The sequence below is a fragment of the Thiorhodovibrio winogradskyi genome, assembly GCF_036208045.1.
GTDB lineage: Bacteria > Pseudomonadota > Gammaproteobacteria > Chromatiales > Chromatiaceae > Thiorhodovibrio > Thiorhodovibrio winogradskyi.
This window is the reverse complement of sequence record NZ_CP121472.1, coordinates 3,464,274-3,478,771: the sequence shown is the minus strand read 5'-3', so window position 1 is coordinate 3,478,771 and position 14,498 is coordinate 3,464,274. Positions and strand designations below refer to the sequence as shown.

The following is a 14,498-nucleotide window of genomic DNA, read 5'->3' as shown; positions in this document are numbered from 1 at the left end:
CTTCTACCCATCCTGGTTTTGTTCGATGGTCCCGCGCCAGGTTATTCGGTCTGATTGAGATTGGGGTCCCGCTCGGAACCCGCGCTTTGATCGGACTCAGGATTGAAACCAGGGTTCATGCTCGGATCCATGCCCTGGCCCTGACCCTGACCCTGACCATAACCCTGGCCCGGTCTCATGCCCTGGCCATAGCCGTAACCCGGTCTCATGCCCGGGTCCATGCCCTGGCCATAACCGTAACCCGGTCTCATGCCCGGGTCCATGCCCTGGCCATATCCGTAACCCGGTCTCATGCCCGGGTCCATACCCTGGCCATACCCGTAACCCGGTCTCATGCCCGGGTCCATACCCTGGCCATATCCGTAACCCGGTCTCATGCCCGGGTCCATGCCCTGACCATAGGCCGGACCATAGCCAGGTTCCATGTCCCCGCCAGGACCATAGGCGCCCTGTGGCGCTTGGGCGAAGGCGCCTAGGGTCAAGACAGTTCCGATGAGGCCGAGTGCAGTGGTCGAGGTCGAGCGAAGGCTTCTGTGTTTCATTGTCAAACTCCAGTCAGGATGTCTATCAGGATGTCTATCAGGATGTCGGGGGTGCGTGTCTTCGCAAGGGTCCAAAGGCACATCTGTTGGCACCTCAATGGACCCATGCGATCCTCATGCTTCGTGGCGCTGGCAATTGCCGCCGGTCAGTTGCCAGGCACAATACCCGCCGATCAAGAGGCCAACCATGGCCGCCGGCGTCGGACCACACCAACCACGGGTGCTCTACTTGTACTGCCTCTGGAAGGCGACCGCGGATGCCTTTAAGGCATCCCACAGGTGATCGGCTTCGTGCTTCACCCGGCCCCAGGTGCCTTCACCGGCGGACTTTAATTCCTCAAGCTTGATTTTGCCGTTGTCACGCAGCTCCCGCAGGGCCAGCAATTCCTTGTCGAAATCCTCGCGCCGGTCGGCCGAGACCTCATCCGCCCGTGCCTCCATGGCGTCGATTTCGGTGTTCCATTCATCGAGCTGGGTCTTCATGTTGCTAATGATTTCATCTTTGTTTGTCATCTCATACGCTCCTGATCGTGATGGGTGATTGGGGGCAGACTGATGCTTCAGTCATTCGCCGCCCATGCGGACATGCCCAGGTTTTTTTATTGCGCCGCCAGGGCCCGGGGCGTTCAGCCGCGCCGAAGTCCGTGATTGAAGTCCATGATTGAACAGGGCCGGGCAATCCGGCCCGGCAAGAACGGCTGAAGGTTTCTTTAGGCTTCTGGGGTTTCTTCATTGCGGTTACGGCGCCGCAGACGCAGTCCAACGAGGCCCAGGGTCAGCAACGACAGTGTTCCCGGGATGGGTACATCCGTCGGTGTCGGGCGGGTTTCCAGCAAATCGATGGAGGCATCCCAGCCGGTATTGGTGCTGCTCATGGTCATGGTCAGGTAAATGACGTCAGAGAATACGCCCTGATCAGTAAAGGACATGAATGGAAAGAAAAAATCATCGCCGACCGAGCCATCCAAGAAGGTGCGCTCGAACTCTGAGCCTTGGACGTCGAAGGCAATCGTCATCGGCTCCTGGATCGGCGATGGCAGGCGGAGGTAGAACCCTTTGCTGGCTCCCGCCTCGGTAAAGTCGAGGTTGCCGATGCCAGTGTAGGAGAGCTCTGAGGTGGACCCCATGTCAAGGACAGTTTTCCCCCGAATTTAAGTTAGCGCGCCCAGTTCAGTCGCAGCGGATTGGCGCTGCCCCAGTTCTTCGCCAGCGGAGTCGTCGGCGGAGCGTAGCGGAGCCGACGACTCCGCTGGCGGGTGATCGCCAAAGTGATCAGCAACCACGACACCACCTCCTTTGCCGCTCACATGCACATCGTCCGGCGTTCGGTAGCCAAGCCCCTGGTGAGGGCGTTCACCGTTGTAGAAGGGGAAATACGCCGAGAGGCCCATGAACAGCTCTGAGAGCGTCTCATAGCCCTTGGGGTAAATGTCCTCCCATTTGACGCTGCGCCACAGACGCTCGACGAAGACGTTGTCCAGGGCTCTGCCGCGCCCATCCATGCTGATGGCCACCTCGGCGTCACGCAACACCTGGGTGAAGGCGAGGCTGGTAAACTGCGCGCCCTGGTCGGTGTTGAAGTGAGGTGGACCCCATGTCAACAGACCTCCCAATATCGCCCCAAAAGGCCCCTGATTTTTGGACAGCGCCCAAAGCCCAAAGCGACGCCGCATCAAAGCGGCGCGTCGCCGACCTCGATGCGCAGCCACTTCCCGCCGGGGATCCGCGCGCCCAGACCGGTGAGCTTGCGGCACAGCTGCTCCTGAGCAGCGCGGCGCGCCGGTTGCTGCAGCGGCTCCAGACGGACCACCACCGAGCGGGCATCGCTGCGAATCCAGCCGTGGCAGTTGAGAATCGCATAGAGCAGATCGACCCGATCACTGTCTTTGGCATAGACCGGCTCGAGCCAATCGATGAGCTGGCAGCGGGCATTCCAGACCGAACTGGTGACGACATCGAACAGGTTCTTGCCGTCATTGTCGATCGCCTGAAAGGAGCGGTAATCGCTCAAGGTGCTGACATCGACGCGCTCGGGTAACTGATCGCGTTCGTCCTTCAGCCGCGCCAGCTCCGCCTCGGCGGCGGCGATCTCCGCGGCGATGCGCTGGTGTTTGCTGTTCGCGCGCAGGGTCCCGTCTTTCTTGATTCCAGGCTTGCACTTGGTTTGTTGCTTGTAGAGACGGTTGAGCTGGGTTTTGAGGGCCTGGCGCTGCGCGTCAATCGCCTTGATCGCCGGATTGGCAATGTCCTGTTTCTCGCTCTCACTCACCCCAAATCCCGGATGGTAATGATAGGGGTGACGCTCCTGGAGGTGCTTGAAGGTATTCTCCGAGGCGCCCCAGCGACTGAGCATGGCCGTGGCGATCGCCACCGGCGTTAGCCCCAGGGCGCCATCCCAGCACACCACACTGGTGCGATGCCCGGTGCGCAGATTCCAGATGACGACCCGGCGCAGTTTGAACGTTGGCTCAGACTCCGCTGCGCAGGGCGCGGGCTTCAGGGGATCGGTGCAGACCTTCTCCTCCTCGAGCAGCCGGTACTCAGTCCCGTTCAACGTGAGCGTCTCGGTAAAGCGTTCCTCCTCCAACCCGCGCAAGCGCGCCGCATCGACGTTCTTCTCCCAGGTCACAAAGGGCGTGTCGGTGGCGACCAGGGTGGAGAAGAACTCCAGCCCGTCGCCTTCGCGGTCAAACACCTGCAAAGGCATCACGCCCAATCCCTGCTCACGCGCATACTCGCCCAAGGCGAGAATGCGCCCGCGCAGATCGCCTTTGCCTTCCTGAATCTCAAAGCACACCACCCGCCCCCGCGCATCGCAGGTGACCAGATTGGTCTGCCCGGGCGTGGGCATGCGCCGCTGGGTATGGTAACTGGCATGAACCTTGTGCATGCCGGTATAGGGCAGCAGATGGCCATCGGTGAACCACACATCCGTGCCGACCAAGCCGCGCTGGAGCTGGTCGTCGGAAAACGCCGCCACCAGCACGGCGGCGCGGCCATGCTTGGCGACCTCATGGAACCAGCCCCAAATAGTCTCCAGGCACGGCAGGGTGCCAATCCCCAGCATCCGCCCGGCCTCGTCACGGCGCACGTGCTTGAGTTGTTCGATGGAGCGGATGTTACAGACACCCATGAGGGCGAAGACCATGAACAGCTTCCAGCCGTTGCCGAACAGGCGCATTACCCCGCTCAACCAGTGCCATTGGCTGATCAGGACCATGAGGATGGGGAAGATGCCGGCATAGCGGCTGTCTTCCCAGTCGTGCGCTTGCGCATAGGGCTGCTCGCTTGCCACCTCCGCGCTCGGCTCACCGGCCGGGGGCGTCGCCTCCGACAAGGCCAGGGCCGCGCTCAGGGTTTCTTCGATCGCCGGCTCGTCGAGTTCAAAGCGCGCCTCAGCGTCCCAGTCCAGCTCGGCCTGCCCCTCACCTTCAGCCTGCTCACGCTTGGCGCGGCGCAGCGCTTCGAGCTCGCGGGCCTTGGAGCCAGGGCGGCGCTTGTTGACGTTAAGATGGCGATGCAGCTCCTCATCCTTGCTGGTGGCGGGACTGTAGCCGTGCAACAGTCCCTGCACGCCGAATTCCCGGTAGCTCTCGCGATAGTTATGCAGGGTCTGGCGGCTGAGCTGCAGGGCCTCGGCCAAGCGGCTCTGATTGACGCCTTTTTGCATCAACTCCACAGCCAAGAGCCGACGCTCGGCGTTGTCGCGCAGGTTCACTTGCTTGATCGGGGTGCCGCGATGGTAGAGCGTGCCGAGCGCGCGTGGACCGCGTGGCAGATGCAGCGCATAGCCACCACCAAGCTCGAAACGCACCGCGCGATCCAACGCACCCGCCGGCTCGGCAAGCAACTCGATTTGGGTCACCAGGGAAGCTCCTTGATGAGGATAAAACCACTTCACCCGATCATGCCAAGCTTTCTTTTATTTTTCCAGAATTATTTTTATATAAAATGAATAACTGTGTCAGTGTTTGTCCAAAAAACGACTTCTCGACGTCGGACGGAAATGTCCAAAAAACGTCGGGTAAGACGGAGATTCAAGCGCTTACGTGGGAGGAAAAATCTGGACCTGGGAGGTCTGGTCAAGGACAGTTTTCCCCCGAATTTAAGTTAGCGCGCCCAGTTCAGTCGCAGCGGATTGGCGCTGCCCCAGTTCTTCGCCAGCGGAGTCGTCGGCGGAGCGTAGCGGAGCCGACGACTCCGCTGGCGGGTGATCGCCAAAGTGATCAGCAACCACGACACCACCTCCTTTGCCGCTCACATGCACATCGTCCGGCGTTCGGTAGCCAAGCCCCTGGTGAGGGCGTTCACCGTTGTAGAAGGGGAAATACGCCGAGAGGCCCATGAACAGCTCTGTGAGCGTCTCATAGCCCTTGGGGTAAATGTCCTCCCATTTGACGCTGCGCCACAGACGCTCGACGAAGACGTTGTCCAGGGCTCTGCCGCGCCCATCCATGCTGATGGCCACCTCGGCGTCACGCAACACCTGGGTGAAGGCGAGGCTGGTAAACTGCGCGCCCTGGTCGGTGTTGAAGATCTCCGGGCGGCCATGGTGGCGCAGCGCATCCTCCAAGCAATCGATGCAAAAGCCCGTGTCCATTGTGTTCGACAATCTCCAAGAAAGGACTCGTCGTGAGTACCAGTCGATGATGGCCACCAGGTAGGCAAATCCATGCGCGAGTCGCACATAGGTGATGTCACTGCTCCAGACGTGGTTGGGCCGTACAATGGCCAGCCCACGCAACAAGTAGGGGTAGATTTTGTGCTCAGGATGCGGCTTGCTTGTATGAGGCCCAGGCAACATGCCGGCTAAACCTAAAACGCCCATGAGACGCTGAACGCGTTTGCGACTGACCGCATAGCCTTGTGCGCGCAGCATCACAACCATGCGTCGACTCCCATAAAATGGTCTCTTGGTGTATTCCGCATCAATCAGCCGCAACAACTTTTGATCCAGTTCGCTCGGCTCGGCAATACGATCATGGCGGTGTGCATACACTCCAGAGCGATGTACGCCAAGCAGCGCACATTGGCGACTGACCGCTAACCCGCCATCATCAAGGCCGCCCATGTCGATCCACCCGCGACGCACGCTCACAGGCTCACCCCGGACTTTTTTTTCAGCCAGTCCAGCTCCATTTTCAACCGCCCGATCTCGCTGTAGAGTCGCTCTTCGTCGCCACTGTCGTCCACTTTCTTGCGCCCGCGCCGGCCTTCGAACAGCTTGCCGGCGTCCGCCACGATGGCTTTCTTCCACTGGCCTACTTGGACCGGATGAACCCCGTGATCCTGCGCAATCTCGTTAGTCGTCTTCACTCCGCGTACCGCTTCCAAGCCTACTTTGGCCTTGAAAGCGGCACTGAAGGTCTTGCGTTGTCTCTCACTCATCTGCTCTCTCCAAGTCTTTACAAGTCTCTTCAGATGAGGCAAAACTAACTTAATTTAGTGTCCTAAAATTGGGGTCCACTATACTCAATAATGCCGCTGGCGGTGGTGCTGTTTTGCAAATCCAGAAAGCCCGGTTGCAACAGATTGACTTTGGCCGTTGTTTCCCCAGCCGTGTTTGAGACGGTGATCCTGCGGTTGGTGCCGATAAAGCCGGAACCAGAAGTTGCCGCTAGATCGCTGAACTCCGTACTGCTGAGTGCGGTGACCTCCTGATCGTCGCTGAAGTCATCGATTAAAAGCGCGTTCGCGCTACTGGCGACCGCCAGCATGGCGGCGCCGGAAAGCAGGCGTATAGGCAGAAAGTGAGTCATTGCGATTGGCCTATAAAGTGAAAAGCGGGAGTGCGGTACGGCGGGAACCGGGCAGAAACGCCATCACCAAGGTTGGTTTCCGTTCAGGCCCGGACCAGCGCGTAAAGAGACTCTAAGGGCGGCGGCACCCCGGCTTCTGTTCGCTAACACACCTAAGTGCAAATAACCTGGGTGCGTAAACAACCTGATTGCTGTCCCTCGATCCGGCGTTCGCACGGCCAAGGGCGCGCTTCTGGCTCTTGAGGGATGCCTTGAGCACTGGAACGAGGACGCTGTCATGAACAACCTGGCCCATCCCCCCATCCAGCAGGCACGCGCGAAGCTGCGTGTGATGAGCGCGGATGAAGAAGCCCGCTACTGGGCTGAAGCACGCGAGAAGGCAATGCGCGATGAGGCAACGCTGCTTGGCGATGCGCATGATCAGGGGTTCGAGGAAGGCCGCACATGTGAGGCGTGCATCGAGCAGGGTGATCTCGGTGATCGGTGGCTGGTCTGCGCGCACGGCGTTGATCAGATCGATCAGCAGTTCTGGTTCTTCGGAGAAGAGGCGGAAGAAAACGTAATCATTCTTCGGATCGAGCAGGTCGTTGGTTTTGGCCATGGCGAAGGTCAGCTTTGGTTTGGCGGTGAGTCAGGTGGGTCAATGTCACCAGGGACGGAGCAGTCTGGCCAGCCTTTGTCACATGATGCAGTGAACGATGTGGCATTAGGAAGCCGGGCTCGCCTTGGGCAACCCAAGATCCATCAGTTAGGCCGCATGTCGTTCAAGCGAGGGCAGCGAGTCGATCAGCGCTGCGGACACTTCGGAAAGCGTGGCCTCGATGATGTCCTGATCGCGCTCGTTGGACAAACGCATGGCAAAGATGGTGTTGCACTGCGACAGAATACTCGGCGCCAATTCCGCCGGGCGTTGGCTAACCAGACCGAGCGAGAGGCCGTACTTGCGTCCTTCCTTGGCGAAGCGGGAGAGGGCGCGGCGCGCTGGCTCAAAGCACCGGCAAGGCGGGCACGTGCAAAATAACCTTTTTGCACAGCCTGAAGCCCGAGTTGCCCAAGCGCATGGTGGTGACGGCACCGACCGGGGTGGCGGCCATTAATGCCGGGGGCGTGACCCTGCATTCCTTCTTTCAGCTGCCCTTTGGTCCCTTCGTGCCCGGTAGCGAGGCGCATCGCCAGTCGGGGGAGCGGCGCTTCAGTCGCCAGAAGCGCGACATCATCGCCAGCCTGGATTTGTTGATTACCGACGCGATCAGCATGGTGCGCGCCGATCTGCTCGACGCGGTCGACTTCATGACTGCGCCGCGCGCTGGCGGCCTTGGATCTGGTGCCCATTGAGCTGACGCGGATCTATCGCCAGTCGGATACTGACTCTATCAACTTGCTTAATGCCGTGCGCGACAACCGGCTGGATGAAAGGTCACTCGCGCGGCTCAATGCCCGTTACCAGCCCGGCTTCACACCCTCTGAGTCGGATGGCTAAATCACCCTGATCACCCATAACCGCGCTGCGGATCACATCAACGACACTCGGCTGCGGGCGCTGGCCGGCAAGCCACGCCAGTTCGAGGCCGAGATCGAGGATGACTACCCGGCGCACAGCTATCCGACCGCCGCCACCCTGACCCTCAAGCAGGGCGCGCAGGTGATGTTCGTGCGCAACGACAGCGGCGAGGACAAGCGTTATTTCAATGGCAAGATCGGCACCGTCACCCACCTTGGGCGCGCGCGCATCCGGGTGCGCTGCCCTGGAGACGAGGCTGACATTGAGGTCGAGCCCGCCACCTGGGAGAACATCCGCTACAGCATCGACCCGGAGACCAAGGCCATCGCCGAGGAGATGATCGGCAAGTTCACCCAATATTCGCCGCGACTGGCCTGGGCGATTACCATTCACAAAAGCCAGGGTCTGACCTTCGAGCGCGCCATCATCGACGCCGCCGCCGCTTTCTCCCATGGGCAGGTCTATGTGGGCCTGAGCCGCTGCAAGACGCTCGAGGGCCTGGTGCTGAGCGCGCCCATCCCGCGCCATGCGGTCAAGACCGACCAGCGCGTTTCCCACTATGTCGACTCAGCCGCCCGGCAAGCACCCACCCAGGACCAACTGGAAGCCGCGCGTGTCGACTGCCAGCAACGACTGCTGCGCGAATGCTGGAATTTCGATCACCTGGGCACCCGACTACGGCGGCTGTTCGGTCTGCTGCGCACCAACCACAGGGTCATGGACCTTGGCGGCGCGGGCGGCGCTCCGTCTCTCGAGACCATTGAGGCCGCGAACCAGCTTGAGCGTCGGATCAGCGACGAGGTGGTGACCGTCAGCACCAAAATCCGGCGCGAGTTGCACGACCGCTTTCGCGCCATGCTGCGCGAGATTGCCGCCGAGCGCTCACTAAAAACCACCACCATTGAAGGACATCTGACCCACTTCATTGGCAGCGGCGAACTGGCGGTCACGGATTTTGGTGATCAAGACAAGTTCCTGATTGGCTAATTGCTCGCTTAAAAAGAAGTCAAAGAATTTATCACTACCTGTTGGACGAATGGTGAAACGACCGATCATCCGCTGGTTTGGTCAAGGTGGATGCGCTTCGCTTATCCACCCTACAAACTCTCCAATGGTCGGTCATTTCAGCGTAGGGTGGATAAGCGTGGGGTGGATAAGCGAAGCGCATCCACCAACTACACTCAAGCCGACCGCCGAGAAAATCATTCACAATCAATCTCCCCAATGCCATCTGGCTCGCAGTTTCCCCAGGATGCATCGTACCAACCCCGAGTAACCGCCCGCCGAAAAGACGACCAAGGCCAATCGACAGGTCGTGCTGTTAAACCATGCTTGACAGGATTGTAATGAATGTAATCGACATGCCGACTCCAATCCTCCTCGTCGCGAATAGCATGTTCCCAAAAACGTCGTTGCCAAACCAAGCTTTCGTTGCGGCTATTGGTCTGGGTTGAAATATTGCGGGAAAGCGATTTTTTGATTTCTCGCCAACGCGATGAATAATCGCTATCGCCAGGTGGCAAACGCCAGATGCAATGCAGATGCTCGGGCAGGATGACCATGGCGTCGATCTTGAAGGGTCGCTGCGCCATCGTTTTGCGCAACGCCTGGCGAATGAGATCGACCCGTTCCTCACTGCAAAACAAGGGTGCTCGATTCAGGGTAACGACAGTAAAAAAATAACAGCCGCCAGGGATGTAAGCGCGACGATAATTACTCATGTGATCTCTCCTTTATTGTTCGGTGAGTGTGGATGCGCTTCGCTTATCCACCCTACAAACGCACTTTTGCTTCCAGCACCGCCGATCCGTCAGCCTTCGTCGAAGACCAGAATCGCGAGTGATAAAATATGATTAACGATCAATCATCATTTTCTAACCCAAGGAAGCCGCCCATGGCAAAGGCTGAAACCCGCGTGCTAACCGCGCATGTCCCCGTCCCGCTGGCCGAGAAGTCAGACCAAGTAGCCGAGCATTTGGAGCGCTCCCGTGGATGAGTCATGAAGCAAGCCCTTTCGTCCTGGATCGCCTTGGAGGTGGAGCGCGACCGATTGACGCGCGAGGCCTTGGCTGATGTTGACGCAGGCCGGGTGATCGAACACCAAGCTGTCCAAGCCTGGGCTGAACGCCTGAACAGCAACGCGCCCCTGCCCGCCCCCCCATTGACCTTTTCGCCGTGATTGGCGCATTGCACTGAAACGGACCAGCAGCGAGCTTGTTGATGCGCCGCTGTTGCGCATCACCATTGATCCCAGCGCGGAAAATGGCTTGCAAAAGCCATTGCAGGTGATGTTGGACAAAGCTGTGACGGTGAGGCGCGACAAGATCGGCGCTGTCTTTGGACGCATTGATGCCAATGCGATGGTGGAGGCTGATCGTTGCCTTGCAGTGTTCTTGGGAATCGCAAAATGAGCGGGAAATTGCGCGCTATGTTGAATCTCAAGCCAAATGTGCGGTATCGCGCGATAAAAACAGGTTATTTCTGGAAGCACGAATGCAAGCCATCGAGTTAGAAGCAACGGTCGAGCAGCACCGCATCCGCGTAGCGGAGATCATCCAGGACGGCACCCATTTGCGGGTGCTGTTGCTCATGGATGATCCGCCCGCCCATGCAGCCAGCGATGGTGACGACCTGAAGCGCCGCTTGGCCAGATTAACCGAGGGCCTCAGTGATGAAGATTTACATCGTCCTAGAGATTTCGGTCGGAGTGCTCCGCAATGGGATTCCTGATCGACACCAATATTCTGTCCGAAGTGCAAAATGGCGAGCGCACTGATCCCGGCGTGCGTGCCTGGTACGACTGTGTCGAAGCGCGCGATCTCTATCTTTCGGTCCTGGTCATTGGCGAAGTGCGCCAGGGTATTGAACGCCTGCGGTGCCGTGATCCGGCACAGGCTGAGCGACTCATGTACGGTTGGTCTCGATCAAGACGGACTTCGCCGACCGGATTCTTCCCATCAGCATGGCCGTGGCGGAGCGCTGGGCACGTAACAATGTACCGGATGCGCTGCCGGTGATTGATGGCCTGCTGGCCGCGACGGCACAGATCCATGGGTTGACCCTAGTGACCCGCAATGAGAAGGATGTCGAGCGCAGCGGGGTGTCAGTGCTCAATCCCTTTTCTGACGCGACACCCTCTTGACCATCCAGCGCTTCTCCTCCCGCACCCATCGCCTCGACCAGAGCTTCCTAGCCGAGCAGCTCCAGGGTGCGCGCCGGTATCTGCGCATCGCCGGTTACTTCACCAGCTCGCTGTTCGAGATTGCGCATGAGTGGCTGGAGCCGATCCCGGAGGTGCGCATCGTCTGCAATGTCGATCTGGCGCCCGAGGACTTGAAGGTGGCCCAACTGCGCGAAATGCGTATGCTCGGGCGCTGGAACGAGCGCTCCATCGAGGCGGAATCCCTGCTCAATCGCCCGCGCTATCAGCGCCTGCATGCGTTTCTGTCCCATTGCGCGAAAAGCCGAAGGCGCCAGTAACGGAACCATCAACCGGGGATTAGCCCTGGTCAGGGCGATCCTTCGCCGGGCCGAACGGCGATGGGGATGGCTGGAAAAAGCCCCAGCGATTGCGCTGTTACCCGAACCCAAGCGCCGGGTCCGATGGCTGAGTCGGGCCGAAGCGAATCGCTTGCTGGAAGAGTTGCCCGATCACCTTGAGGAAATGATGCGGTTCACGCTGGCAACAGGATTACGAGAGCATAACGTCGTCGCATTGGAATGGTCGCAAGTCGATCTCGTGAATCGTCAGGCATGGATTCACGCGGACCAGACCAAGGCAAAACGAGCCATCGCTGTTCCGCTGAACAGTGACGCTGTACTTATTCCATGCCGATAGTTGGCGCCGACAGAGGGGCAAGCACCAGAGTAGGGTATTTGTGTTTGAGGGGCGTCCAGTGATTCGAGCCAACAACTCCGCATGGCGCAAGGCACTTGTCCGAGCCGGCATCGCTGACTTCCGGTGGCATGATCTTCGCTACACTCGGGTTTCATGGATGGTGCAAGCAGGCGTCCCGCTGCATATCTTGCAGGAACTCGGCGGCTGGGAAACCCCTGAGATGGTGCGCCGGTATGCGCATTTGTCAGCCGCCCATCTTGCCGAGTATGCACGCCGGATCGAGACCGAGACGTCAGCAGTTGCCTCAATGAAGAATGCCGCACATTTTCCGGCACACCCTACAAGCAGACAAAAGAAAACCGCCTGAGGTTGCGGTCTAATCAATTGAACTGTTGGTTAAATTTGGAAGCAAAATTTGGTGCCCAGGGGCGGAATCGAACCACCGACACGCGGATTTTCAGTCCGCTGCTCTACCAACTGAGCTACCTGGGCGGGGGAGAGATGATTGGTGGGCACTGGGGAAATGTGCCGCGACCTAAGCCAGCTATTAAATTACTTTTTGCGTTTCCAGTCAAGTTCAGCAATTTCAAGTCATCCCAGACGCACGACTTTTCAGCCCAAGTCGCTGGACCATGGAATTGTATGCGTAATCATGGTTTTTGAGGGATTCGTTTGCACGGATGTTGAGGGAGTCAGACAAAGGTTCGACCGCTTTGCAAAGCGCTACAAACCTTGTGAACCACGCCGCCCCCTTGGGGGAGAGAGAAGGGCGGTTTGACCAAAAGCCCCTCAAATATCCTGCTCACTAGAAGCCCGATTTCCCGCAATTCCTGTGATCGCACGCACTCAGAGCCTTGGCCGCACCGTAGAAGAGCACCCAGCCCATCCAATGCTCGGCGTATTCGATGAAGTAGCGTGCCCAGTAGCCGAATGGCTTGCTGTAGCCCAGGGGTGATACTGCGCGAGGGCGTCATTGGAACGGCCCTCCTGCTTGCGGTCGCTGGCCAGGCGCACGGGAGCGAGTGCCGGGCAGGAACAATCAGTCGGCATGCATCAGCCGCGGCGGCGCGATATGACTAATGCCGATAAGGTTCAGACTGCTGAAGGCCATCACCAGGATCCCACCAACAGGGTATTGAAGCCCTCAAGCAGCCCCAGCTTCACGTCCGCCAGCCCCACCCGCGGCAGTGCGTAAAGCAGAGTCACCAGGGTTTGTTGGGATTCCCAGCCAACCAGCGCGGCGACGAGGAGTCGTGTGGTCATGATACGAGCGCTCACATCTATCCCCGTCGGCGATCTTGACGCGCCGGATCCTTGATCGCGCGGAAAGACTGGTTGGCACCCCAAAACGCCTGGGCCTCGATGGCCTGGGGATCATAATCGCTGTGCATCAACTGGCCGATGCTGGAACATCGCGAGCAAAACTCGCCTAAGATTGAAGTGATCGCAAAGGATAACGCAAAACCCACACCAGCCGCGCGAGCGAGCGCCCTGAAGGAGACCTCAGATGTCTGAGCATCCCTTCTGATCACTCACCTGATCACTTATCTGATCACTTATCTGATCACTTATCTGATCACTTATCTGGCCAGCCCGATCAGCATAAGCCCGCGGCGAACGGCGCTACCACAGTGGCGAGGTCACCGGCCCTGGCACCCTGGTATGCTGCCACTGCGGCGCCCGCGCGCATTTTCAGCGTGCGACGCGGATTGCCAACTGCGCGGAATGTCAAGGTGGGGGATTTCGCCGCGAGCTATCTTGAATATCCGCTTGACTGGCCGCATTTGACTTGGTCGGCTTTGACCTGCCAGCCAGGTGCCCCGATGGCTCCATCCAGCTCTGGAATACCAGGGACAGGACACCCGCTGGCGTCAAAATGTTTTCGAAAAGCGGCTAGACAAATCTCGAGTTGATGCCAGAATCGATCTTGAATCCGTGTCCCTACGGGCTAAATAAAGCATGCTTGATCAAGAACCGACGCGCAACCTGATTTCAGCTGATTGCGCCGATGCGATTGTTGATCGTTTTTATTAGTGCGCGCATTACTGTGGGTGCGAAAATGGACTCAACCACCTCGAGTTCCACCAGCTTTCCAGCGAGCAAATTCAACGTCCAGCGAGCGCGTTTAGGGGGCGGGTTGCTTGCTTTGGCCGAGGGTTACGCGCTTTCCGCGGACGTCTCCGAAGAACTCTCGGGGGGCGCTTCCGTCGTTTCTTCAGCGACGGGTTCAGGGGCTTTTTGCTTGGGTGCGGCGACTAGGCCCTCGGCAAGCAGGATCGCGGCTTTCTCCTCGCCATTAACTGGCCGTTTGCGCGCGTTCGTCACCGCGTAGCGCCCGGAGCGCTTCTGGTAGATACGGTGTTCCTTGGTACGTTTGATTTCTTTCATGTGAATGCGGTTTTCTATTTATGGATTGCGTGTGGGGTTGATAGCCTAGATGCTCTGAAACAGCTGATTCGTTGGTTGGGCGCCTATGGGTCACGCGCGCCATGCGCGGAGATCCTGTGCGATTGTGCCAGGACAGTCAGGCGGTGTCAGTCATCGGAGATGCGGCGTTCCTCGCGCGGCTCGACCTGGCGTAGTACGTCCACCTGAACTTTGCTGAACAAGGCGGCGATGGCGCCAAGTGCCGCGAGAAAGGGCGCGAGCAGGGTCAAAAAACCACCGACAGCGACGCCAGCGGTCAGCGGAATGTCCAACAGCGGCGTGCCGTCGGCTTTGCGCACCACCAAACGCCGCACATTCCCCTCGGAAATGGCGTTTTTCAAAAAGCCGATCAGGTCACGACCGGCGACGGTCACGCGTTCGGTGATGTTAGGATGGTGATGATTGTGTTGCATACAGGTGACCTGCGGCGA

21 protein-coding genes, 1 tRNA gene and 2 pseudogenes are annotated in these 14,498 nt (G+C 59.0%); 12 read left to right on the top strand and 12 right to left on the bottom strand.

Annotated features, from left to right (window positions below):
- Positions 1-41 precede the first annotated feature (41 nt).
- From Thiowin_RS15680 to Thiowin_RS15650, 7 genes and pseudogenes are all read right to left on the bottom strand, one after another.
- Positions 42-542 (bottom strand): hypothetical protein, encoded by a 501-nt coding sequence (locus Thiowin_RS15680; RefSeq protein ID WP_328983925.1) that lies wholly within the window; start codon positions 540-542, stop codon positions 42-44.
- Between the two features lie 225 nt (positions 543-767).
- A complete protein-coding gene (locus Thiowin_RS15675) occupies positions 768-1,055 on the bottom strand; it encodes a sll1863 family stress response protein (RefSeq protein ID WP_328983924.1) in 288 nt (95 codons plus the stop codon).
- A 197-nt stretch (positions 1,056-1,252) separates the two neighbouring features.
- Entirely contained in the window at positions 1,253-1,669 is a 417-nt protein-coding gene (locus Thiowin_RS15670) for a hypothetical protein (RefSeq protein ID WP_328983923.1), read from the bottom strand.
- A gap of 138 nt (positions 1,670-1,807) precedes the next feature.
- Positions 1,808-2,131 (bottom strand): annotated as a pseudogene (locus Thiowin_RS15665) (transposase); the annotation flags it as partial.
- A gap of 83 nt (positions 2,132-2,214) precedes the next feature.
- The gene (locus Thiowin_RS15660; protein WP_328983922.1) at positions 2,215-4,407 is read right to left on the bottom strand and encodes a helix-turn-helix domain-containing protein; all 2,193 of its coding nucleotides are present in this window, start codon (positions 4,405-4,407) and stop codon (positions 2,215-2,217) included.
- Between the two features lie 351 nt (positions 4,408-4,758).
- Positions 4,759-5,930: pseudogene (locus Thiowin_RS15655) on the bottom strand (IS3 family transposase); the annotation flags it as partial.
- Positions 5,931-5,992: 62 nt separating this feature from the next.
- Positions 5,993-6,259: a hypothetical protein gene (locus tag Thiowin_RS15650; RefSeq protein WP_328983921.1), complete on the bottom strand. Its 267-nt coding sequence runs from the start codon at positions 6,257-6,259 to the stop codon at positions 5,993-5,995.
- Positions 6,260-6,578: 319 nt separating this feature from the next.
- Here Thiowin_RS15650 and Thiowin_RS15645 point away from each other — a divergent pair, with 319 nt between their 5' ends.
- From Thiowin_RS15645 to Thiowin_RS15630, 4 genes are all read left to right on the top strand, one after another.
- The gene (locus tag Thiowin_RS15645; RefSeq protein ID WP_328983920.1) at positions 6,579-7,322 is read left to right on the top strand and encodes a hypothetical protein; all 744 of its coding nucleotides are present in this window, start codon (positions 6,579-6,581) and stop codon (positions 7,320-7,322) included.
- A gap of 5 nt (positions 7,323-7,327) precedes the next feature.
- The gene (locus Thiowin_RS15640; protein WP_328983919.1) at positions 7,328-7,636 is read left to right on the top strand and encodes a DEAD/DEAH box helicase family protein; all 309 of its coding nucleotides are present in this window, start codon (positions 7,328-7,330) and stop codon (positions 7,634-7,636) included.
- Positions 7,626-7,781: a hypothetical protein gene (locus tag Thiowin_RS15635; protein WP_328983918.1), complete on the top strand. Its 156-nt coding sequence runs from the start codon at positions 7,626-7,628 to the stop codon at positions 7,779-7,781. The genes Thiowin_RS15640 and Thiowin_RS15635 overlap by 11 nt, the downstream gene beginning before the upstream one ends.
- A gap of 171 nt (positions 7,782-7,952) precedes the next feature.
- Positions 7,953-8,789: a helix-turn-helix domain-containing protein gene (locus Thiowin_RS15630; protein WP_328983917.1), complete on the top strand. Its 837-nt coding sequence runs from the start codon at positions 7,953-7,955 to the stop codon at positions 8,787-8,789.
- Positions 8,790-9,004: 215 nt separating this feature from the next.
- On the opposite strand, the gene Thiowin_RS15625 is transcribed toward Thiowin_RS15630, so the two are convergent.
- On the bottom strand, positions 9,005-9,523 hold the full coding sequence (locus Thiowin_RS15625) for an REP-associated tyrosine transposase (RefSeq protein WP_328983916.1): 519 nt from the start codon (positions 9,521-9,523) through the stop codon (positions 9,005-9,007).
- Positions 9,524-9,801: 278 nt separating this feature from the next.
- Here Thiowin_RS15625 and Thiowin_RS15620 point away from each other — a divergent pair, with 278 nt between their 5' ends.
- The 7 genes from Thiowin_RS15620 to Thiowin_RS15590 all read left to right on the top strand — a co-directional run bounded on the left by Thiowin_RS15620 (position 9,802) and on the right by Thiowin_RS15590 (position 12,007).
- Positions 9,802-9,981 (top strand): CopG family ribbon-helix-helix protein, encoded by a 180-nt coding sequence (locus Thiowin_RS15620; RefSeq protein ID WP_328983915.1) that lies wholly within the window; start codon positions 9,802-9,804, stop codon positions 9,979-9,981.
- A gap of 52 nt (positions 9,982-10,033) precedes the next feature.
- Positions 10,034-10,213, top strand: a complete 180-nt coding sequence (locus tag Thiowin_RS15615) for a type II toxin-antitoxin system PemK/MazF family toxin (RefSeq protein ID WP_328983914.1) — start codon at positions 10,034-10,036, stop codon at positions 10,211-10,213.
- An 82-nt stretch (positions 10,214-10,295) separates the two neighbouring features.
- Entirely contained in the window at positions 10,296-10,532 is a 237-nt protein-coding gene (locus Thiowin_RS15610) for a hypothetical protein (RefSeq protein ID WP_328983913.1), read from the top strand.
- A 184-nt stretch (positions 10,533-10,716) separates the two neighbouring features.
- Positions 10,717-10,944 carry a PIN domain-containing protein gene (locus tag Thiowin_RS15605; RefSeq protein WP_328983912.1) on the top strand — a complete coding sequence of 76 codons (228 nt, stop codon included), beginning with the start codon at positions 10,717-10,719 and terminating at the stop codon, positions 10,942-10,944.
- Positions 10,941-11,282, top strand: coding sequence for a phospholipase D-like domain-containing protein (locus Thiowin_RS15600; RefSeq protein WP_328983911.1), 342 nt, complete (start codon positions 10,941-10,943; stop codon positions 11,280-11,282). The genes Thiowin_RS15605 and Thiowin_RS15600 overlap by 4 nt, the downstream gene beginning before the upstream one ends.
- A complete protein-coding gene (locus tag Thiowin_RS15595; RefSeq protein WP_328983910.1) occupies positions 11,239-11,640 on the top strand; it encodes a tyrosine-type recombinase/integrase in 402 nt (133 codons plus the stop codon). The genes Thiowin_RS15600 and Thiowin_RS15595 overlap by 44 nt, the downstream gene beginning before the upstream one ends.
- A 58-nt stretch (positions 11,641-11,698) precedes the next feature.
- The gene (locus Thiowin_RS15590; protein ID WP_328983909.1) at positions 11,699-12,007 is read left to right on the top strand and encodes a tyrosine-type recombinase/integrase; all 309 of its coding nucleotides are present in this window, start codon (positions 11,699-11,701) and stop codon (positions 12,005-12,007) included.
- A gap of 49 nt (positions 12,008-12,056) precedes the next feature.
- On the opposite strand, the gene Thiowin_RS15585 is transcribed toward Thiowin_RS15590, so the two are convergent.
- Both Thiowin_RS15585 and Thiowin_RS15580 read right to left on the bottom strand, forming a co-directional pair.
- Positions 12,057-12,132: transfer RNA gene (locus Thiowin_RS15585), tRNA-Phe, on the bottom strand.
- A gap of 618 nt (positions 12,133-12,750) precedes the next feature.
- A complete protein-coding gene (locus tag Thiowin_RS15580) occupies positions 12,751-12,903 on the bottom strand; it encodes a hypothetical protein (protein ID WP_328983908.1) in 153 nt (50 codons plus the stop codon).
- 394 nt (positions 12,904-13,297) lie between these two features.
- Here Thiowin_RS15580 and Thiowin_RS15575 point away from each other — a divergent pair, with 394 nt between their 5' ends.
- Positions 13,298-13,402, top strand: coding sequence for a zinc ribbon-containing protein (locus tag Thiowin_RS15575; protein ID WP_408034225.1), 105 nt, complete (start codon positions 13,298-13,300; stop codon positions 13,400-13,402).
- A gap of 395 nt (positions 13,403-13,797) precedes the next feature.
- Here the strand turns inward: Thiowin_RS15575 and Thiowin_RS15570 are convergent, their stop codons facing one another.
- Complete coding sequence (locus Thiowin_RS15570) at positions 13,798-14,028, bottom strand: hypothetical protein (RefSeq protein ID WP_328983907.1); 231 nt, start codon at positions 14,026-14,028, stop codon at positions 13,798-13,800.
- 146 nt (positions 14,029-14,174) lie between these two features.
- On the bottom strand, positions 14,175-14,480 hold the full coding sequence (locus Thiowin_RS15565; RefSeq protein ID WP_328983906.1) for a DUF4342 domain-containing protein: 306 nt from the start codon (positions 14,478-14,480) through the stop codon (positions 14,175-14,177).
- Positions 14,481-14,498: the final 18 nt, after the last annotated feature.